The sequence below is a fragment of the Comamonas brasiliensis genome (assembly GCF_018292285.1).
Classification (GTDB): Bacteria; Pseudomonadota; Gammaproteobacteria; order Burkholderiales; family Burkholderiaceae_C; genus Comamonas; species Comamonas brasiliensis.
Genome location: NZ_JAANES010000003.1, coordinates 499,607 through 519,313, shown reverse-complemented (window position 1 = coordinate 519,313; position 19,707 = coordinate 499,607). Strand labels below are relative to the sequence as shown.

Genomic DNA, 19,707 nt, shown 5'->3' with positions numbered 1-19,707 from the left:
TGTTCAGATGTATTTAGTACTGAAATGCTTTAATTGCATGAGCTAGCAGCTCCTTATTTTGAAGTGCGGCGGATGCGACAATCATGCCCATGATGACCACCCGCCAAGACATGCTGCAGGCGTTCGATGCCTTGCTGCAGCCCGAACGCTTCAAGGACTACGGACCCAACGGCCTGCAGGTCGAAGGCAAGAGCGAGATTCGTCGCATCGTCAGCGGTGTGACGGCCAGTCGCGCCCTGATCGAGGCAGCGATCGAGGGCGGGGCCGATGCCGTCTTCGTGCACCACGGTCTGTTCTGGCGCGGCATGGATGGTCGCATCACGGGCTGGCTCAAGGAGCGCATCCGCCTGCTGCTGGCACATGACATCAATCTGTTTGCCTATCACCTGCCGCTGGATGCCCATGCCGAACTGGGCAATAACGCGCAACTCGGGGCGCGGCTCGGAGTGCAGGGACAGGCCGCATTCGGCGACCAGAACCTGGGCTGGCTGGCCGATGCGGACTTTGCCGATGCCGCCGCTCTGGCCGAACATGTGCAAGCCGTGCTGGGGCGCAAGGTGACGCTGGCCGGTGCACAGGAGCACAGGCCGATCCGCAAGCTGGCCTGGTGCACCGGAGGGGCGCAGGGCTTTTTCGAGTCCGCGATTGCCGCCGGCGCCGATGCCTATATCACCGGCGAGATCTCCGAGCCCCAGATGCATCTGGCGCGCGAGATGGGTGTGAGCTTTATTGCTGCCGGCCATCATGCGACCGAGCGCTATGGCGCGCCGGCCGTGGCGGCTCATGTGGCCCAGGAGTGCGGGCTGGAGCACCGCTTCATCGATATCGACAACCCGGCCTGATCCGGTCCCGGACCTTCGTCTCTCACTTTTGATGGCTGCAAGCACTTGAGAACAGAGGAGCTTGCGGCGACCCTGATGCCTATGTCCGTCAATGCTTCAACCCAAACCATCGCCATCACCCAGGGCGACTGCGCAGGCATAGGGCCTGAAATCATCGCCAAGGCCTTCCGGGCCGCGCCGCAGGCCATGCGCGGCTGCTTTGTGGTGGGCGAGTTGCAGACTCTGCGCCGTGCCACAGCGCTGGCCGCCCGTGCTGCTGAGGGCGATCAGTGCATCGCTCAGCCCGTGGTGGTGATCGATGAGCCGGGCGAAGCCTGGTCTGTCCCGGAGGGTGCTGTCGCGCTGCTGAATCTGCCGGGACTGGCGGGGCCTCAGCCCTATGGCCAGATTTGCGCAGCTGCCGGGCAGGCCGCAGCGCAATGCGTGGTCTGGGCCGCGCAAGCGGCTTTGCGTGGCGAGATTGCCGCCCTGGTCACGGCGCCCCTGCACAAGGAGGCGCTGCATCTGGCGGGTGTGACTTTCCCCGGGCACACGGAACTTCTGCAGGCCGAGGCGGCCGCCCATGCGGGCGTTTCGCTCGAGCAGATGCCGGTGCGCATGATGCTGGCGAACGAAGAGTTGCGCACCGTGCTGGTCAGCATCCATGTGTCGCTGCGCGAGGCCATCGAGGCCATGACCGGGCCGCAGATCCTGCAGACCTTGCGCATCACGCATCAGGCGCTGAGCAGGAATCTGGGACGCGCGCCTCGCATTGCCGTGGCCGGGCTCAATCCGCATGCGGGCGAGGGCGGCATCTTCGGTCGTGAGGAAATCGAGATCATTGCCCCGGCGATCGCGGCAGCTCAGGCCGAAGGCATGGATGTGCAGGGGCCGTTTGCGCCGGACACTGTCTTCATGCGGGCGCGAAATACGCCAGCCCATCCGGGTGAATTCGATGTGGTGTTGGCGATGTACCACGACCAAGGGTTGATCCCAGTCAAATATTTGGGTGTGGAAAAAGGCGTCAACGTGACCCTTGGTTTGCCGCTGGTGCGCACCAGTCCCGACCATGGCACGGCCTTTGACATTGCCGGCCAGGGCGTGGCTGACGAGGCCAGCCTGCTCGAAGCCGTACATATGGCACGCAGTCTGGCGATTTGACTGTTTCTCGGCGGCAGTTCGGTGCGACATCCGTCCGGATGCATGCACGCCAGCGCCCCATGAAAAAAGCCTGCCGGGGTCGGCAGGCTTGCAGTCATCAGACCTGAAGGATCTCAAGCCTTGCGATTGAGGCTGTCGCGGATCTCACGCAGCAGCTGAATGTCTTCAGGCGTAGCAGGTGCTTGCTCCGGTGCCGCAGGTGCCTCGCGCTTGAGGCGGTTGATCTGCTTGACCATCATGAAAATGATGAAGGCCAGAATTACGAAATTCACTGCAACGGTGATGAAGTTGCCATAGGCAAATACAGGAATGCCTGCTTTTTTCAGCGCATCCAGTGTGCGTGGAACTCCCTCGGGCATGGTGCCCAGAACGACGAACAGGTTGGAGAAATCCAGCTTGCCAAAGAACAGACCCACCAGAGGCATGATCAGGTCGTTGACCACGGAATCAACGATTTTCCCGAACGCGCCGCCGATGATCACGCCCACGGCAAGATCCATGACGTTTCCCTTGATTGCGAACTCACGGAATTCTTGCATCATGCCCATAAGCAGTTCCAGTCACTAAGAGTTTGAGATAGCGCAGTATTGCGTGACTTTGGCGGTTGTCAACGTCGGACTGGGGCTGGAATAACCATAACCCCACCGCTAGAATTTGCAGTTGACCCCAAATCAAGCGATGTACTTCGAGGAAATCCATGAGTGACTCTCCAGTCGACTCCAGCAAGCGCACGTGGATCATCACGTCAGCATGTGCTGGTGCCGTGGGCGGTGTGGCAACGGCCGTCCCTTTTGTGAGCTCCTTCCAGCCTTCTGAAAAAGCCAAAGCAGCAGGTGCTGCGGTAGAGGTGGATATCTCCAATCTCAAGGATGGTGAGAAGCTCACCGTCGAGTGGCGTGGCAAGCCGGTGTGGATCATCAAGCGCACACCCGAGCAGCTCAAGGACTTGCCTGGCCTCGATGGCGAACTGGCGGACCCGAAATCGGTGCGTCACCCCGAAGAGTTCACGCCGCCCTATGCGCAAAATGAAGCGCGCTCCATCAAGCCTGAAATCCTCGTGGTCGTGGGCATCTGCACCCACCTGGGCTGCTCGCCCACCGACAAGTTCGTTGCCGGGCCTCAGCCTTCGCTGCCCGCAGACTGGAAGGGCGGTTTCCTGTGCCCATGCCATGGCTCCACCTTTGACATGGCCGGCCGGGTGTTCAAGAACAAGCCAGCGCCGGACAACCTGCAGGTGCCGCCACATATGTATCTGTCCGACACCAAGCTGCTGATTGGTGAAGACACCAAGGCAGCCTGAGGGAGACAAGAACAATGGCCCACGAATTCAAGCAAATCGACCCGAACTCCACGACCGGAGCGAAGGCCATGAACTGGCTGGAGAACCGGTTTCCGACGGCATTCGATGCGTACCGCGTCCATATGTCGGAGTACTACGCTCCCAAGAATTTCAACTTCTGGTACATCTTCGGCTCGCTGGCGCTGCTGGTGCTGGTGATCCAGATCGTCACCGGCATCTTCCTGGTGATGCACTACAAGCCCGACGCCGAAAAGGCGTTTGCTTCGGTGGAATACATCATGCGTGATGTGCCCTGGGGCTGGCTGATCCGCTATATGCACTCCACGGGCGCCTCGGCGTTCTTTGTGGTGGTCTATCTGCATATGTTTCGCGGTCTTCTGTACGGTTCTTACCGCAAACCGCGCGAACTGGTCTGGATCTTCGGTTGCGCCATCTTCCTGGTGCTGATGGCCGAAGCCTTCATGGGCTATCTGCTGCCCTGGGGCCAGATGTCGTACTGGGGCGCCCAGGTGATCGTGAACCTGTTCTCCGCCATCCCCTTTGTCGGCCCCGATCTGGCCTTGCTGATCCGCGGCGACTATGTGGTGGGCGATGCAACGCTGAACCGCTTCTTCAGCTTCCACGTGATTGCCGTGCCCCTGGTGCTGCTGGGTCTGGTCGTGGCGCATTTGCTGGCGCTGCACGATGTGGGCTCCAACAATCCCGACGGTATCGAAATCAAGGGTCCGAATGCACCCAAGGATGAAAAGGGTCGCCCTCTGGATGGCGTTCCCTTCCACCCTTACTACACGGTGCATGACATCTTCGGCGTGACGGTGTTCCTGTTCCTGTTCTCGGCCGTGGTGTTCTTTGCGCCCGAGTTTGGCGGCTACTTCCTGGAGTACAACAACTTCATCCCCGCCGACCCGCTCAAGACGCCCAATCACATTGCTCCCGTCTGGTACTTCACGCCCTTCTATTCGATGCTGCGTGCCATCACCGGCGAGATGATGTATGTGCTGATCGCCTGCGTGGTGCTGGGTGCCGGCTACGGCATTCTCAAGTCGCGCCTGCCCGGTTTTGCCAAGGGTGCAGTGGCCATCGTGGCGCTGGGTGCCATCGCCATGATGCTGTCCATCGACGCCAAGTTCTGGGGTGTGGTCGTGATGGGTGGTGCGGTGATCATCCTCTTTGCCTTGCCCTGGCTCGATTGCAGCCCGGTCAAGTCGATTCGCTATCGCCCCAGCTGGCACAAGTATGTGTATGCCGTGTTTGTGGTGAATTTCGTCGTCCTGGCCTATCTGGGTGTGCAGCCTCCGTCGCCGATTGGCGAGAAGGTGTCTCAGGTCGGCACGCTGTTCTACTTCGGCTTCTTCCTGCTCATGCCCTGGTGGAGTCGCTTGGGCGAGACCAAGCCCGTGCCCGAGCGTGTGACCTTCAAGCCTCACTGAAGCAGGAGAGAACAAGAATGAAGAAACTGATTCTGACCCTGGTTGCGGCCCTGGGTATCGCCGGTGCTGCGCAAGCCTCCGAAGGCGGCATCCACTGGGACAAGGCGCCGGTCAACACCAGCAATACGGCATCTCTGCAAAATGGTGCCAAGATTTTTGTCAACTACTGCCTGAGCTGCCACTCCGCTGCCTTCATGCGTTTCAACCGCTTGAAGGACATCGGTCTGACCGAGCAGGACATCAAGGACAATCTGCTGTTTTCCACCGACAAGGTGGGTGAGACCATGAAGGCCGCCATCAATCCTAAGGAGGCCAAGGAGTGGTTCGGTGCCAATCCTCCCGATCTGACGGTGATTGCGCGCTCACGTGCCGGCTCGGGTGGCTCTGGTGCCGATTACCTGTATACCTTCTTGCGTACTTTCTACAGGGATGACACCAAGGCCACAGGCTGGAATAATCTCGCCTTTCCCAGCGTAGGCATGCCGCATGCGCTGTGGGAGCTGCAGGGCGAGCGTCGCGCCATCTTCGAAGAGCATGACGACCACGGAACTAAGACCCAGGTCTTCAAGGGTTGGGAGCAGGTGTCTCCTGGCAAGATGAGCGCAGTGCAGTACGATCAGGCAGTTGGCGATCTGGTGAATTACCTGCAATGGATGGGGGAGCCGGCTCAGAACACTCGAACCCGTATCGGTGTGGGCGTTTTGATTTTCCTGGGTATCTTCATCTTTATCGCCTGGCGCCTGAATGCCGCGTTCTGGAAAGACGTGAAATAAGCTTTGCCGCCGTGCAGCAGTTGTCTGCAGCCAAACCGTGTTAGTGCAGAGTGGGGTGCCGTGGGCAACCCACTCTTTTTGATTTTTAGGAGTCTCCACCATGATGGTGCTTTATTCGGGAACGACTTGCCCCTTCTCACACCGCTGCCGCTTTGTGCTGTTTGAAAAAGGCATGGATTTCGAGATCCGCGATGTGGACTTGTTCAGCAAGCCCGAAGAGATCGCCGTGATGAACCCCTATGGTCAAGTGCCAATCCTGGTCGAGCGCGACCTGATCCTGTACGAGTCCAATATCATCAACGAGTACATCGATGAGCGCTTTCCCCATCCCCAGCTGATGCCTGGCGACCCCGTGGATCGTGCCCGTGTGCGCCTGTTCCTGCTGAACTTCGAGAAGGAACTGTTCGTGCATGTGAGCGCACTCGAAGAGCGCAACGTCAAGGGCAATGAAAAGGCTCTGGAAAAGGCCCGTGCCCATATCCGTGATCGCCTGACCCAGATGGCTCCCATCTTCCTGAAGAACAAGTACATCATGGGCGAGAACTTCTCCATGCTGGACGTGGCCATTGCTCCGCTGCTGTGGCGCCTGGACTACTACGGCATCGAGCTGTCCAAGAATGCCGCTCCTTTGCTCAAGTATGCCGAGCGCATCTTCTCGCGTCCGGCTTACATTGAAGCGCTGACGCCTTCCGAAAAGGTCATGCGCAAGTAATTGCACATGAGCGCAGAGCGGGCATGCTGAAGGGATTTCCTTCATCTGCCCGCTTTTTTGTCTTTGCAATCTTCTGGATTTGATTCGTCAGGAAACGAGATGACAGCCCCTGAAACGACTTCAACCCGTCCGTATCTGCTGCGGGCTTTGTTTGAATGGTGTACCGACAATGGCTTGACGCCGCATATCGCCGTGCGTGTGGATCGCAGCACCCAGGTGCCCATGGAGTTTGTGCGCGATGGCCAGATCGTGCTCAACATCAGCTACGACGCGACCAGCGGCCTGCTGATCGGCAACGAGTACGTGGAATTCAAGGCACGCTTTGGTGGCCAGCCTCGGGAAATCATGGTTCCCGTGGCGAACGTCATGGCCATCTATGCCCGCGAAACCGGCCAGGGCATGGCCTTCCCGCCCGAGGAGGACGAAGTCTCCGAGGATGGCGATGTGTTATTGATGGATGATGGCGAGCCCGAGATGGAGTCGGATGACGAATCCTCGGCCGAGCGTGTGGTGCAGCTGGTTCCCGTCAAGGCAGAAGCAGAGGCTTCCGGTGAAGATGATGCTCCTCGTACGCCACCACCTGCAGGTGGCCGTCCGGCGCTCAAGCGTGTGAAATAAGCGGGGAGACATCCTGAAACCGGATGCCCGAGGGCAAGCCAAGAAATTTCGGGTTTCTTCTTTTGGGGCTGTTTTTCTACGTTAGAATTCAGTCTTCGCCGGTTTAGCTCAGTTGGTAGAGCACCCGCCTTGTAAGCGGTAGGTCGTCAGTTCGAATCCGACAACCGGCACCAAACAAATAGGTCTCTTCGGAGGCCTTTTTTGTTTTTCAGTGCCTAAAAAGCCTTATCAGGCCTGAACCTTGATGCGTATGCTGGTGACGGCCCAACCTTTGGTGCGCAGATGGGCCGCCATGGCGGGCAGCAGTTGGCGCACTTTGGCGGCAGCTGCGTTGTTTTTTACGATCAGGCACCAGCCGTCTTCATCAATGGGCCCGGCCTGCAGGCTGGCGCGCAGCATGGGCGGCACCAGCGGCAGGACAGCCTTGAGCCGGTTGCTTGAGTCCTGCGTCAGCGCTGCCAGGCGCGCCAATGTGGGAGAAGACTCCATGGCACTGATGGCGGTAACTGCGTGATGACGGCGAACAATGGTCATGCGAAGGGCGGGCGGTTGGGTGAGGGGCGAAGCCCAAGCTTAGCGCAGTCGGCAATGAATGCGGCAGTGCGGGTCGTTTGCGTTGATGTGCCTGCGCTTGCGACGCAATCCCGTACGTACTCTGAAGCAGCGCAAAACCAGGGCAGGCTTGCGCGGTTAGAATGATTTTTTGGTCCTGTTCCTGTTTTGGAGGCGCCAGGAGGTTTTCACCTATTTTGGGTGTGGCTCTTGACGGCCCCGGGGACGGCCCCATCTGAAGACCAACAATCAAGGAATTCTGGACACATTGCTTTGCGCAACCGGCAAAAAAGCGATGTGCCTTCGCACGCATGGCCACCAATTTCCTCACCAAACTGTTCGGCAGCCGCAATGACCGGTTGCTCAAGCAATACCGTAAGACAGTCGCTCGCATCAATGCGATGGAGCCTGAGTACGAAAAGCTCAGCGATGAGGCATTGCGCGCCAAGACGCAGGAGTTCAAGGATCGCGTTGCCAAGGGCGAGGCGCTGGACGAGCTGTTGCCCGAAGCCTTTGCCGTGGTGCGCGAAGGCTCCAAGCGCGTCATGAAGATGCGTCACTTTGACGTGCAGATGCTGGGCGCCATGGCGCTGCATGACGGCAAGATTGCCGAAATGCGCACCGGTGAAGGCAAGACGCTGACCGCGACGCTGCCCGTGTACCTCAATGCCCTGTCGGGCGAGGGCGTGCATGTGGTGACTGTCAACGATTACCTGGCCAACCGCGATGCCATGACCATGGCTCGCCTCTACAACTTCCTCGGCCTGTCGGTGGGCATCAACCTGCCCAATCTGTCGCGCGAGCAAAAGCAGCAAGCCTACAACTCCGACATCACCTACGGTACGAACAACGAGTACGGCTTCGACTACCTGCGTGACAACATGGTGTATGAGCCCGGCGACCGTGTGCAGCGCGTGCTGAACTACGCCATCGTCGACGAGGTGGACTCGATTCTGATCGACGAGGCGCGCACTCCGCTGATCATCTCCGGTCCGGCCGAGGATCACACGGCCATGTATGTGGCCATGAATCAGATCGTGCCGAATCTGGTGCGTCAGGAAGGCGAAGCCGATCCGCGCACGGGCGAAGGCGTGACCAAGCCCGGCGACTTCACGGTCGATGAGAAATCCCATCAGGTCTATCTGACCGACCAGGGCTATGAAGCGGCCGAGCGCCTGCTGAGCCATGCCGGCCTGATCACCGAAGGCTCGTCGCTCTACGATCCCTCCAATATCTCTCTGGTGCACCATCTGTACGCCGCGCTGCGTGCCAACCAGCTGTACTTCCGCGATCAGCACTATGTGGTGCAGAACGACGAAATCGTGATCGTGGACGAGTTCACCGGCCGCCTGATGGCAGGCCGCCGCTGGAGCGATGGCCTGCACCAGGCCGTGGAGGCCAAGGAAGGTGTGGCCATTCAGGCCGAGAACCAGACCATGGCCTCGATCACCTTCCAGAACTACTTCCGTCTGTACAAGAAGCTGTCGGGCATGACCGGCACGGCCGACACCGAAGCCTACGAATTCCAGGAAATCTATGGCCTGGAGACCGTGGTGGTGCCGCCCAACAAGCCCAGCAAGCGCCAGGATCAGCTCGATCGCGTCTACAAGACCACCAAGGAAAAGTACGATGCGGCGATCAAGGATATCCGCGAGTGCTACGAGCGCGGCCAGCCCGTGCTGGTCGGTACGACCTCGATCGAGAACTCCGAAATCATCGACCAGCTGCTGACCCGCGAGAAGCTGCCTCATCAGGTGCTCAACGCCAAGCAGCATGAGCGCGAGGCCGACATCATTGCCCAGGCGGGCAGCGAAGGCATGATCACCATCGCCACCAATATGGCCGGCCGTGGTACCGACATCGTGCTGGGTGGCAATATCGACAAGCAGCTCAAGGCCATCGAGAGCAACGAGGCGCTCAGCGAGACCGAGCGCAACCAGCAGATCGAGCAGTTGCGTGCCGACTGGCAGGTGGCCCACGACAAGATCGTGGCCCTGGGCGGTCTGCGCATCATCGCCACCGAGCGTCACGAGTCGCGCCGTATCGACAACCAGCTGCGCGGCCGTTCGGGCCGTCAGGGCGATCCCGGTTCCTCGCGCTTCTATCTGAGCCTGGACGACCAGTTGATGCGCATCTTCGCGGGTGACCGTGTCAAGGCCATCATGGACCGCCTGAAGATGCCCGAAGGCGAAGCCATCGAGGCCGGCATCGTGACCCGCTCCATCGAGTCTGCACAGCGCAAGGTGGAAGCCCGCAACTTCGACATGCGCAAGCAGCTGCTCGAATATGACGACGTGGCCAACGACCAGCGCAAGGTGATCTACCAGCAGCGCAACGACATTCTGGATTCGACCGATCTGAACGGCATGCTGGCCGCCATGCGCGAGGACGTGATTACCGACCTGGTGCGCCAGTATGTGCCGGCCGAGTCCATGGAAGAGCAGTGGGACGTGCCCGGCCTGGAAAAGGCGCTGGCCAGCGAATGGCAGATCGACCTGCCCTTGCAGCAGGACGTGGCGGGTTCGGAATCCATCACCGACGAAGAGATTCTGGAAAAGGTCGTCAAGGCTGCCCACGATCTGTTCGATGCCAAGGTGGCCCTGATCGGTCAGGAGAACTTCACGCAATTCCAGCGTGCCGTGCTGCTGCAGAGCTTCGACACCAACTGGCGCGACCACCTGGCCGCGCTGGACTATCTGCGCCAGGGCATTCACCTGCGCGGCTATGCCCAGAAGCAGCCCAAGCAGGAGTACAAGCGCGAGGCGTTCGAACTGTTCCGCCAGCTGATCGACCAGGTCAAGACCGAAGTCACCCGCGTGCTGATGACGGTCCAGGTCCGCTCACGCGAAGAGATGGACGAAGCTGCCGTCGCCATGAACGAGCGCGGCGCCCAGAGCCTGGAGCACATGAGCTATGCCTCGCCCTCGGATACCGAAGGCATGAGCATCGAGGACGACGTGACGCTGGCCGAACCGCTGGCCATGCCCGAGGGCGTGCATGTGGGTCGCAACGATCCCTGCCCCTGCGGCAGCGGCAAGAAGTTCAAGCTTTGCCACGGCAAGCTGTCCTGACCCCCTGAGGCGCTTTGCGCCTTCCCCCATTGACGGGGCTCATTGCTGTGGGGCGCCTCTTGCTGGCCGTCTCTGACTTGAGCATGCGTTATCGAACAACACGGGCTGCGGCCCGTGTTTGCATTGGGGCGCAGCTTTTTGCGCAACAAAATCCGGCAAGTCCGATCAGGCCTCCGTTTGTTCCGATAATGGGGAACGTTTTAACTTTCGACCCCTAGGCTGCTGCACGGGGCGCGCTCTTGGCCAGAGACATCGAGCAAGAGCCGCCTCGCGGCGAAGATGTCGTCCCCCTCGGGGGAAGCCGCGCAGCGGCACAGGGGGAGGCCTCTCTCAGGAACATACAGAAATGTCCGTGAATCTTTCCGCTCCCGTCGCCGCTGATCTGCTGGCGATCAATGGCGTTCGCATTGGTGTTACCGAAGCCGGCGTGCGCAAGGCCAATCGCAAGGACCTGACGGTGTTCCTGCTCGACGAAGGTGCCTCTGTGGCCGGCGTGTTCACCCAGAACCGTTTCTGCGCCGCTCCCGTGCAGATCTGCCGCGAGCATCTGGCGGCCGGCATCGGCATCCGTGCCATGGTCGTCAACACCGGCAATGCCAATGCCGGCACCGGCGCCGCCGGTCTGGCCAATGCCCGCGCCACCTGTGCGGCTCTGGCCAAGGAGCTGGACCTGAGCGCAGGCCAGATCCTGCCTTTTTCCACCGGCGTGATCATGGAAGAGCTGCCCGTTGACCGTATCGTGGCGGGCATGCCCAAGGCCATCGCTGCCGCCAAGGCTGACAACTGGGCCACGGCTGCCGAAGGCATCATGACCACCGACACCTTGCCCAAGGCCTTCAGCCGCAGCGTCAGCATTGGCGGCAAGACGGTTTCCATCACCGGCATCAGCAAGGGCGCGGGCATGATCCGCCCCAATATGGCGACCATGCTGGGCTTTCTGGCCACGGACGCGGCGATTGCCCCCGAGCTGCTGCAGCCTCTGGTCAAGGAGTTGGCCGACGGCTCTTTCAACCGCGTGACCATTGATGGCGACACTTCCACCAATGACTCGTTCGTGCTGATCGCCACCCACAAGGCCGGCAATGCCCAGATCACGGCGCTCTCCAGTGCCGAGGGCGAGCAGCTCAAGGCAGCATTGCTGGAAGTGGCACAAAAGCTCGCCCAAGCGATCGTTCGCGATGGCGAGGGCGCCACCAAGTTCATCAGCGTCAAGGTCGAGGGCGGCAGGAATGAGGAAGAGTGCCGTCTGGTCGCGTACTCCATTGCCCACTCGCCCCTGGTCAAGACAGCCTTTTTTGCTTCCGACCCCAACCTGGGTCGCATCCTGGCCGCTGTGGGCTATGCCGGCATTGCCGATCTGGATCAGACCAAAATCGATCTGTACCTGGACGATGTGCATGTGGTGGTCGATGGCGGTCGCAATCCTTCCTACAAGGAAGAAGACGGTCAGCGCGTGATGAAGCAGCAGGAGATCGTGGTGCGCGTGCTGCTGGGTCGTGGCGATGCCGCGCAGACGGTGTGGACCTGCGATCTGAGTCACGAATATGTGACCATCAATGCGGATTACCGGTCGTAATTGACTCACCCCCTGAGGCGCTTTGCCTAGGCGGTTCCGCCTGGGCAACGCGCCTTCCCCCCCTCTCTCTACGTGCTGCGCGCTATGGGAGAGGGACGACAGCCTCGCTGCGCGGCGGCGCTTGCTCGCTGTCTCTGGTTTTGGGTGCGCCAGTTTTAAAGTGATGGCGCTATGAATTAAGAAGCTGTTATCGCTTGTATTTAGTGGATTTCAGTTATTTTTCTCATTGAAATCAAGCAGTATCAAACGCTAGCAGCTATAAAAACAGATGGAGATTCGATCGTGCAAGATGTGATGAACCCTTTGGAGCGCTTGGTCGAGCGTGCCGAGCAATTGATGCAGCGCATCGAGTCCGTGCTGCCCCAGCCCCTGCAGGCGCCCGCCGACTGGGATGCGGCGATTGCCTGGCGCTACCGCAAGCGCGCGAACGGCTGCGGCGTGCTGGAGCCGGTGCGCCATGTGGGCGCCATGCAGCTGTCCGATCTGCAGAACATTGACGTGCAAAAGGAAAAGATTGCCCGCAATACCGAGCAGTTCGTCAGCGGTCGCACGGCGAACAACGTGTTGCTGACGGGCGCGCGCGGCACGGGCAAGTCCTCGCTGATCCGCGCCTGTCTGCACAGCTATGCGCCCCAGGGCCTGCGTCTGATCGAGGTGGACAAGGCCGATCTGACCGATCTGCCCGACATCGTCGACGTAGTCGCTGGCCGCAGCGAGAAGTTCATCATCTATTGCGACGATCTGAGCTTCGAAGAGGGCGAGCCCGGCTACAAGGCCATGAAGTCCATGCTGGATGGCTCGGTTTCCGCAGCTACGCCCAATGTGCTGGTCTATGCCACCAGCAACCGCCGCCATCTGCTGCCCGAGTACATGACGGACAACCTGGCGCAGCAAAAAAGCGAGAACGGCGAGATCCATCCCGGCGAGGTGGTGGAGGAAAAGATTTCCCTGTCCGAGCGCTTCGGTCTCTGGGTGAGCTTCTACCCCTTCAGCCAGGACGAGTATCTGCGCGTGGTGGCGCAGTGGCTGTCTGCGCTGGGCATGGACCAGGCCACCATCGAGGCGGCCAGGCCCGAAGCCCTGGTCTGGGCGCTGGAGCGCGGCTCGCGCAGCGGTCGTGTGGCCCACCAGTTCGCGCGCGACTACGCAGGCCGCAACGAGCGTCCCGTGACGGTCAAGAAGCGCATTGAAGATGTGGACGGTCTGGCTGAAGAAGCAGACCTGGAATGAAGAAAGAGTGTTGTGGAAGTGACTGCTGAAACACAGGCGCAGCGCAAGCACACGGAAGTGGCCGTGGGCGTGCTGTTGCGCGAATCCGATGGGGCGCTGCTGATTTCAAGCCGCCCTGCAGGCAAGCCTTATGCGGGCTACTGGGAGTTTCCTGGCGGCAAGCTGGAGGCCGGTGAAAGCGTGGAACAGGCTTTGCGCCGCGAGCTGATCGAAGAGCTGGGCGTGACCATCGGCCAGGCCCATGCCTGGAAGGTGACCGAGCATGATTACCCGCATGCGCTGGTGCGTCTGCACTGGTGCAAGGTGACGCAATGGACGGGCGAGTTCGAGATGCGCGAGGGCCAGCAGATGGCCTGGCAGCAGCTGCCGCTTGATGTGCACCCAGTCCTGCCAGGAGCCTATCCTGTGCTGCAATGGCTGAGCGAGGAGCGCGGCCTGGTTTTTGATCAAAGCCATTACGAGGCGCAGCAACCCGTGGATTGAAGCGTTTCGCTCCTGAATGGAGAGCGCCTTGAGTACGGTGAGTCTGGATTTACTTGGGTAATCAAGCTGAAATCAAGAAATACTGTACGAAAGGCGCTCTTGTTTTTGCTGTCTTGCTTAGTTTTCCGTGCGCGGATCGCCAAACGGCGCATCTTCGGGAGGCGTCTGAGCCGGAACGCGGAACTCTTCATTGCCCCAGGCGCCCAGATCGATATTGCGGCAACGCTCGCTGCAGAAGGGGCGGAACTTGTTGCTGGGCAAAAAAACGCTGGGGCCGCCGCAGGTCGGGCATTTCACCATGGTGGGGGATTGCTTGTCAGTGCTCATGGCGTAGATGTATCACAGCTGGAAAACACGGGTGGCCGACCCTGAAAGCCATTGAGCCGCAATCTGCGGCTCAATCGGGACGAGAAGACTGCCGGGGACTTATGCGCAGAGCGTCAGCTCGAAAGAAGCGTCGTCATTGCTGGGCTGGGGCTTGCCGCCATGGGCCAGCTTGAGCAGGCGCACCGATACCAGCAGGCGGTTGCCGCTGATCTCCGGCACCAGATTCAGATGCGGGTCTATGCGCAGGCGCAGCAGCTGGAAGCTGCGGCCGGCCGGCATGGCCTGCTGGAACAGGCCATGCTCGGCCACCACGCGCTGGGGAATGCCGGTCTCGCGCAGCAGCTGCAGAATCAGCTCCAGCGCCTGACCCAGCGGGGTCAGCTCGCCGGCCCAGTCTTCGAGGTCGCGCTGGCGGTAGCGCGGATCGAGGTTCTGCCAGGCGTGATAGGCCGGCAGGTCAAAGCTGCAGGTGCCTCCGGGTATGCCCACGCGGCTGCGGATGGACATCAGCCATTCGTTCTCGGTCAGCGCCTGGCCGGTCTTGCCGGTCTGTGCATTGATGGTGGCAAAGCAGCCTTCCACCTGGCGCGCCACCTGGTGCAGCATGTGCTGGGAAATATCGGGGTTGTCGCGCAGCACGTCCAGCAGGTGCTTCTGGCGCTCCAGATCCTTGATGACGTCGGCCCGCAGATCGCTGCGCGAGGCCACATCCATGATCTCGAAGATGGTGATCAGGGCGAAGTGATGATCGACCGAATGTGCGCGGGTCAGCAGCTCGCGCAGACGGCGATACAGCTGCTCAAGGCGCAGATAAGTTCTCAGACGCTCGTTAAAAGGATATTCGTACAGGATCACGTTTGCTGGGCTCCTCGGGGCGCACAGGAATCAGCGGTCAACGTGCACATGCGGCGATCACACGCACAGGCCAAGCCATGGCCTGCATCATAGCCCGAACCATGCAGCGATTTGATCGGTATATGCGTGGAGAGTTTCGATTGTGACCCCGTCATCGTTGTAGACGACCCAGTCGGCCGCTGCCAGGCGCTGCGCGCGCGTGGCCTGGGCGTCGATGATGGCCTGAACGGCCTCGCGGCTCAGAGCGCTGCGCGCCATGACGCGCTCCGTCTGCGTGCTCTCGCGGCAGTCCACGACTAGTACCCCATCCAGCCTGGCTCGCCAGTGGCCGGACTCGACCAGCAGCGGGATGTCGTGCACGATGAGCTTGCTGCCGGCCGCCACGGCTGCTTCATGCTGCTGCCGGGTCTGCTCGGCGATCAGAGGGTGGAGTATGGCTTCCAGGCGCTGCCGCGCGCTGGGATCGGCAAAGACCAGCTCGCGCATGCGGGCGCGGTTGAGGGCGCCCTGCGTGTCGATCAGGCCGGCGCCAAAAGCCTGGGCGATAAGAGGCAGGGCCATGCCTCCAGCTGCCGTCAGGCTGCGCGAGATATGGTCGGCATCGATCAGCGTTGCGCCGCAGGCCTGCAGCCTGGCCGCAACCGTGCTCTTGCCGCTGCCAATGCCACCCGTCAGTCCCAGTCTGAATGGTGAGCGCTCGGGCAAGGATTGCATGGCTTAAAGACCCACAAAGCCGAGCACGGCCTGGGGGCCCCAGATCAGGCTGACAAAACCGCCGCCCGCGAGAAAAGGACCGAAGGGTACATAGCCACCTTCGCGCAGCTGGCTGTTGATCTTGAGCGCAATGCCGATGACGGCACCCACGACCGAGGCCATGAGAATGATGGGCACCAGTGCCTGCCAGCCGAACCAGGCGCCAAGCGCGGCAAAGAGCTTGAAGTCGCCATAGCCCATGCCTTCCTTGCCCGTTGCCAGCTTGAAGGCCCAGAAGATCAGCCACAGCGACAGATAGCCTGCGACGGCGCCCCACAGCGACTGCTGCAATGGCACCTGGGTCCATTGCAGGGCGGAGGCGATCAGTCCGGCCCAGAGCAGTGGCAGAGTGATGGAATCCGGCAGGAATGTGGTGTCCCAGTCGATCAAGGCAAGCGTCAGCAGCGCCGCGCTGAAGCCGCACCAGGCAAAGCCGGTGGCGGTCAGGCCGTCACGACCCAGACAGAAGGCAAACAGTGCGGCGCAAACCAGTTCGACCAAGGGATAGCGCAGGCTGATGGGCTTTTTGCACTCGGTGCAGCGGCCACGCAGAAACAGATAGCTGAGCACGGGAATGTTCTCGTACCAGGCAATCTGATGGCCGCAATGCGGGCAGCGCGATCTGGGCTGGCTCAGCGTGACGGCAGGCTTGGCGGGTGGCAGCTCGATCCTGGCGCCCTTGTCCTTCTCCTTCTGTTCCTCGGCCCATTGCACACCTTCGGCATGCCATTCCTGCTCCATCATCAGCGGCAGGCGGTGGATCACCACATTCAGAAAGCTGCCGATCAGCAAGCCCAGGACGCCGCCGGCAGCGGCATTCAACACCAGTTCGGAAATCATCAGACCACTTGACCCAACTTAAAGATAGGTAGATACATGGACACCACGATGCCGCCGATCAAGGTGCCCAGGAAGACGATGATGATGGGCTCCATCAGGCTGGACAGACCCGCCACCATTTCGTCCACTTCACTTTCATAGAAGTCAGCGGCCTTGCCCAGCATATGGTCGATGGCGCCCGATTCCTCGCCGATGGCGCACATCTGTAGCACCATGGAAGGGAAGATATTGGCATTGGCCATGGCAACCGTGAGGCTGGTGCCCGTGGAAACCTCCGACTGAATCCTGTCGGTGGCGTTTTTGTAGAGGTAGTTGCCCGAGGCGCCGCCCACGGAGTCCAGCGCCTCGACCAGCGGCACGCCGGCGGCAAACATGGTGGACAGCGTGCGCGTCCAGCGAGCCACGCAGGATTTCTCGATCAGCACGCCGAAGATGGGCAGCTTGAGCACGGTGCGGTCCATGAACTGCTGCACGCGCTCGTTGCGTTTCCAGGCCTGCATGAAGAAGTAGATGCCGCCGCCCAGCACGCCGAAGATCAGCCACCAGTACTGGACAAAGTAATCGCTGATACCCATTACCAGCAAGGTGGGAGCGGGCAGGTCGGCACCGAAGGAGGTGAAGACCTCCTTGAAGGCCGGGATCACGAAGATCATGATCACGGTCACCACCACAAAGGCCACGATCATGACCGATGTAGGGTACATCAGCGCCGACTTGATCTTGGACTTGATGGCTTCCGTCTTCTCCATGTAGGTTGCAAGACGGTCCAGTAGTGATTCCAGAATACCTGCGGCCTCGCCGGCCTCCACCAGGTTGCAGTAGAGGCTGTTGAAATAGAGCGGAAACTTGCGGAAAGCAGCGCTCAGCGAGGTGCCGGTCTCCACATCGGAGCGGATGTCGTTGAGCAGCTTGGTGACATTAGGATTGGTATTGCCGCGACCCACGATGTCGAAAGACTGCAGCAGAGGCACGCCGGCCTTCATCATGGTGGCCAGCTGGCGCGTGAAGAGCGCAATGTCCTTGGGCTTGATCTTCTTGCCGCCGCGGGTTCTGCGTTTCTTGATCTTTGACGGAGTCACCCCCTGGCGGCGCAGCATGGCCTGGATCTGGTTTTCCCCGCCGGCACGAGTCTCACCGCGAACGATCTTGCCGTTACGGTCCTTGCCTTCCCACTCGAAGAGAAATTCCTTGATTCCCTTGGACGCTGCGCTTGCCATGGCGTTCCCTCACTGATACTGGTTTTACTCGTTGGTGACCGCCAGCACTTCTTCGAGTGAGGTCAGACCCAGCTTGACTTTATGCAGGCCCGAGCCGCGCAGAGAGCGTACTCCTTCGGCCTTGGCCTGTGCGGCAATTTCCAGCGCACTGCCGTCACGCAGGATGATGCGCTGAATCTCCTCGCTGATGGGCATCACCTGATAGATGCCGACACGTCCCTTGTAGCCGTTGTTGCAGGCAGGGCAGCCCACAGGCTTGTAGCTGACCCAGCTGCCGTCGAGCTCCTCTTCAGCGTAGCCGGCTTCGATCAGGGCGTCGTGCGGTATGTCGGCGGGCTCCTTGCACTGAGCACACAGGCGTCGTGCCAGACGCTGGGCGGTGATCAGAATCACGCTGGAGGCAATATTGAAAGGGGCGATACCCATATTGCGCATGCGCGTCAGTGTGGTCGGAGCATCATTGGTGTGCAGCGTGGACAGCACCAGGTGCCCGGTCTGGGCGGCCTTGATCGAGATGTCGGCGGTTTCCAGGTCACGGATTTCACCGACCATGATGATGTCCGGGTCCTGACGCAGAAAGGATTTGAGCGCAGCGGCAAAGGTCAGGCCGGCCTTCTCGTTCACATTGACCTGGTTGACGCCAGGCATGTTGATTTCGGAGGGGTCTTCGGCTGTGGCGATGTTGACGCCTGGCTGGTTGAGCAGGTTCAGGCAGGTGTAGAGCGAAACGGTCTTGCCCGAGCCCGTGGGGCCGGTGACCAGAATCATGCCGTAGGGGCGGTTGATGGCCTTGAGCAGGCGCTCCTTTTCCTCGGGTTCGTAGCCCAGGGCGTCGATGCCCATCTTGGCCGAGCTCGGGTCCAGAATACGGATCACGATCTTCTCGCCAAACAGCGTGGGCAAGGTGCTGACACGAAAGTCGATGACGCGGTCGGGGCCGACCTTGAGCTTCATGCGACCATCCTGCGGAACCCGCTTTTCCGAGATGTCCAGGCGCGAGATCACCTTGATGCGGGAAGCCAGCTTGTCCTTGATCGCGATCGGGGGCGAGGCGATCTCGCGCAACTCGCCGTCGATACGAAAGCGCACGCGGTAATTGTGTTCGTAGGGCTCGAAGTGCAAGTCGGACGCGCGCATATTGAAGGCGTCTAGCAGCATCTTGTGCAGAAACTTGACGACCGGCGCATCCTCAACCTCGGCGCCGACGGCATTGTCTTTTTCCTCGGGGGCATCCTCGATCTTGACGTCGTCGAAGTCAAAGTCTCCTGAGTTGGAATAGGAGTCCAGGGATTCGCTGACGCTCTTGCCGGTCTGCTCGACCAGCTTTTGCAGCTTGTCGGCCTCGACAACCACCCAGTCCACCAGCAACTGGGTCGTGAACTTGATCTGCTCGGCCGCTTCCTGCTGCGTGGGGTCTGCCGTGGCAATGGTGAGCCGGTTGCCGCGCTTGCTGAGCGCCAGCACGCGGTAGGCGTTGCTGATCTTGGGATCCAGCAGCTCGCGTGGCAGTTGCTGGGCGTCGATGGCGTTGAGGTCCAGCAGCGGTGTGCTGAACATCATGGAGATGGTTTCGGCAATTTCCAGCGCGCTGATCTCGCCCGACTGGCTCAGTTCGGTGATGAATGGGGTCTTGCCTGTGGCTGCTTTCTTGGCTGCGTTTTCGGCTGCTTGCTGCGAGACCTTGCCGGCGGAAATCAGGGCTCTGCCTAGACCGGGGATGGCAATGGGCGCAGGAGCGTTCTTTTGCAGATTGTCGGCAGCGGCCATGTATCCAAGTCTGGGAGGTGTAGGAGGAGTCCTATCCTACCATTCTTGTTGTTACCAGCGGTATGCTGTCAGACCCGCATGCCTGCGTCAACACAGCGTCATTGAACCTGGCGCAAGAAACGGCGACAAAAAAGAGATTGGTCGGGGTGAGAGGATTCGAACCTCCGGCCTCTACGTCCCGAACGTAGCGCTCTACCAGGCTAAGCTACACCCCGCAAGCT

The 19,707-nt window shown here is 60.5% G+C and carries 19 protein-coding genes and 2 tRNA genes; 12 read left to right on the top strand and 9 right to left on the bottom strand.

Features of this window, described 5'->3' with window-relative positions:
* The first annotated feature begins 83 nt into the window (after nucleotides 1-83).
* Together DJFAAGMI_RS15040 and pdxA are read left to right on the top strand one after the other, a co-directional pair.
* Nucleotides 84-842, top strand: a complete 759-nt coding sequence (locus tag DJFAAGMI_RS15040; protein WP_283245776.1) for a Nif3-like dinuclear metal center hexameric protein — start codon at nucleotides 84-86, stop codon at nucleotides 840-842.
* 81 nt (nucleotides 843-923) lie between these two features.
* On the top strand, nucleotides 924-1,982 hold the full coding sequence (gene pdxA / locus DJFAAGMI_RS15035) for a 4-hydroxythreonine-4-phosphate dehydrogenase PdxA (RefSeq protein WP_211457953.1): 1,059 nt from the start codon (nucleotides 924-926) through the stop codon (nucleotides 1,980-1,982).
* A gap of 113 nt (nucleotides 1,983-2,095) precedes the next feature.
* On the opposite strand, the gene mscL is transcribed toward pdxA, so the two are convergent.
* Nucleotides 2,096-2,530, bottom strand: coding sequence for a large conductance mechanosensitive channel protein MscL (mscL, locus tag DJFAAGMI_RS15030; protein ID WP_003058572.1), 435 nt, complete (start codon nucleotides 2,528-2,530; stop codon nucleotides 2,096-2,098).
* 149 nt (nucleotides 2,531-2,679) lie between these two features.
* On the opposite strand from mscL, the gene petA reads away from it, so the two are divergent.
* The 6 genes from petA (at nucleotide 2,680) to DJFAAGMI_RS15000 (ending at nucleotide 6,988) form a co-directional block, all read left to right on the top strand.
* Nucleotides 2,680-3,282 carry a ubiquinol-cytochrome c reductase iron-sulfur subunit gene (petA, locus tag DJFAAGMI_RS15025; protein ID WP_034364476.1) on the top strand — a complete coding sequence of 201 codons (603 nt, stop codon included), beginning with the start codon at nucleotides 2,680-2,682 and terminating at the stop codon, nucleotides 3,280-3,282.
* 14 nt (nucleotides 3,283-3,296) lie between these two features.
* Entirely contained in the window at nucleotides 3,297-4,712 is a 1,416-nt protein-coding gene (locus DJFAAGMI_RS15020) for a cytochrome b (protein ID WP_003074023.1), read from the top strand.
* Nucleotides 4,713-4,729: 17 nt separating this feature from the next.
* The gene (locus DJFAAGMI_RS15015; protein WP_003058566.1) at nucleotides 4,730-5,485 is read left to right on the top strand and encodes a cytochrome c1; all 756 of its coding nucleotides are present in this window, start codon (nucleotides 4,730-4,732) and stop codon (nucleotides 5,483-5,485) included.
* Nucleotides 5,486-5,585: 100 nt separating this feature from the next.
* Nucleotides 5,586-6,197: a glutathione S-transferase N-terminal domain-containing protein gene (locus tag DJFAAGMI_RS15010; RefSeq protein ID WP_003058564.1), complete on the top strand. Its 612-nt coding sequence runs from the start codon at nucleotides 5,586-5,588 to the stop codon at nucleotides 6,195-6,197.
* A 99-nt stretch (nucleotides 6,198-6,296) separates the two neighbouring features.
* Nucleotides 6,297-6,815, top strand: a complete 519-nt coding sequence (locus tag DJFAAGMI_RS15005; RefSeq protein ID WP_211457724.1) for a ClpXP protease specificity-enhancing factor — start codon at nucleotides 6,297-6,299, stop codon at nucleotides 6,813-6,815.
* A gap of 97 nt (nucleotides 6,816-6,912) precedes the next feature.
* Nucleotides 6,913-6,988 (top strand) — tRNA-Thr (locus DJFAAGMI_RS15000).
* Between the two features lie 55 nt (nucleotides 6,989-7,043).
* Here DJFAAGMI_RS15000 and DJFAAGMI_RS14995 read toward each other — a convergent pair.
* On the bottom strand, nucleotides 7,044-7,349 hold the full coding sequence (locus tag DJFAAGMI_RS14995; RefSeq protein ID WP_043003510.1) for a hypothetical protein: 306 nt from the start codon (nucleotides 7,347-7,349) through the stop codon (nucleotides 7,044-7,046).
* A 329-nt stretch (nucleotides 7,350-7,678) separates the two neighbouring features.
* Here DJFAAGMI_RS14995 and secA point away from each other — a divergent pair, with 329 nt between their 5' ends.
* The 4 genes from secA to DJFAAGMI_RS14975 all read left to right on the top strand — a co-directional run bounded on the left by secA (nucleotide 7,679) and on the right by DJFAAGMI_RS14975 (nucleotide 13,727).
* On the top strand, nucleotides 7,679-10,438 hold the full coding sequence (secA, locus tag DJFAAGMI_RS14990) for a preprotein translocase subunit SecA (RefSeq protein ID WP_211457723.1): 2,760 nt from the start codon (nucleotides 7,679-7,681) through the stop codon (nucleotides 10,436-10,438).
* A 346-nt stretch (nucleotides 10,439-10,784) separates the two neighbouring features.
* On the top strand, nucleotides 10,785-12,014 hold the full coding sequence (argJ, locus tag DJFAAGMI_RS14985; protein ID WP_211457722.1) for a bifunctional glutamate N-acetyltransferase/amino-acid acetyltransferase ArgJ: 1,230 nt from the start codon (nucleotides 10,785-10,787) through the stop codon (nucleotides 12,012-12,014).
* Between the two features lie 294 nt (nucleotides 12,015-12,308).
* Complete coding sequence (locus tag DJFAAGMI_RS14980) at nucleotides 12,309-13,244, top strand: ATP-binding protein (protein ID WP_034348267.1); 936 nt, start codon at nucleotides 12,309-12,311, stop codon at nucleotides 13,242-13,244.
* 12 nt (nucleotides 13,245-13,256) lie between these two features.
* Nucleotides 13,257-13,727, top strand: a complete 471-nt coding sequence (locus DJFAAGMI_RS14975) for an NUDIX domain-containing protein (protein WP_052084630.1) — start codon at nucleotides 13,257-13,259, stop codon at nucleotides 13,725-13,727.
* A gap of 117 nt (nucleotides 13,728-13,844) precedes the next feature.
* On the opposite strand, the gene DJFAAGMI_RS14970 is transcribed toward DJFAAGMI_RS14975, so the two are convergent.
* The 7 genes from DJFAAGMI_RS14970 to DJFAAGMI_RS14940 form a co-directional block, all read right to left on the bottom strand.
* A complete protein-coding gene (locus DJFAAGMI_RS14970) occupies nucleotides 13,845-14,054 on the bottom strand; it encodes a DNA gyrase inhibitor YacG (RefSeq protein ID WP_034357520.1) in 210 nt (69 codons plus the stop codon).
* 99 nt (nucleotides 14,055-14,153) lie between these two features.
* On the bottom strand, nucleotides 14,154-14,909 hold the full coding sequence (gene zapD / locus DJFAAGMI_RS14965; RefSeq protein WP_211457721.1) for a cell division protein ZapD: 756 nt from the start codon (nucleotides 14,907-14,909) through the stop codon (nucleotides 14,154-14,156).
* Nucleotides 14,910-14,996: 87 nt separating this feature from the next.
* Nucleotides 14,997-15,623 carry a dephospho-CoA kinase gene (gene coaE, locus DJFAAGMI_RS14960; protein ID WP_211457720.1) on the bottom strand — a complete coding sequence of 209 codons (627 nt, stop codon included), beginning with the start codon at nucleotides 15,621-15,623 and terminating at the stop codon, nucleotides 14,997-14,999.
* 3 nt (nucleotides 15,624-15,626) lie between these two features.
* Nucleotides 15,627-16,502: a prepilin peptidase gene (locus tag DJFAAGMI_RS14955; protein WP_211457719.1), complete on the bottom strand. Its 876-nt coding sequence runs from the start codon at nucleotides 16,500-16,502 to the stop codon at nucleotides 15,627-15,629.
* Complete coding sequence (locus DJFAAGMI_RS14950; RefSeq protein WP_167006283.1) at nucleotides 16,502-17,719, bottom strand: type II secretion system F family protein; 1,218 nt, start codon at nucleotides 17,717-17,719, stop codon at nucleotides 16,502-16,504. The genes DJFAAGMI_RS14955 and DJFAAGMI_RS14950 overlap by 1 nt, the downstream gene beginning before the upstream one ends.
* A gap of 24 nt (nucleotides 17,720-17,743) precedes the next feature.
* Nucleotides 17,744-19,486: a type IV-A pilus assembly ATPase PilB gene (gene pilB / locus DJFAAGMI_RS14945; protein ID WP_211457718.1), complete on the bottom strand. Its 1,743-nt coding sequence runs from the start codon at nucleotides 19,484-19,486 to the stop codon at nucleotides 17,744-17,746.
* Between the two features lie 138 nt (nucleotides 19,487-19,624).
* Nucleotides 19,625-19,701 (bottom strand) — tRNA-Pro (locus tag DJFAAGMI_RS14940).
* Nucleotides 19,702-19,707 lie beyond the last annotated feature (6 nt).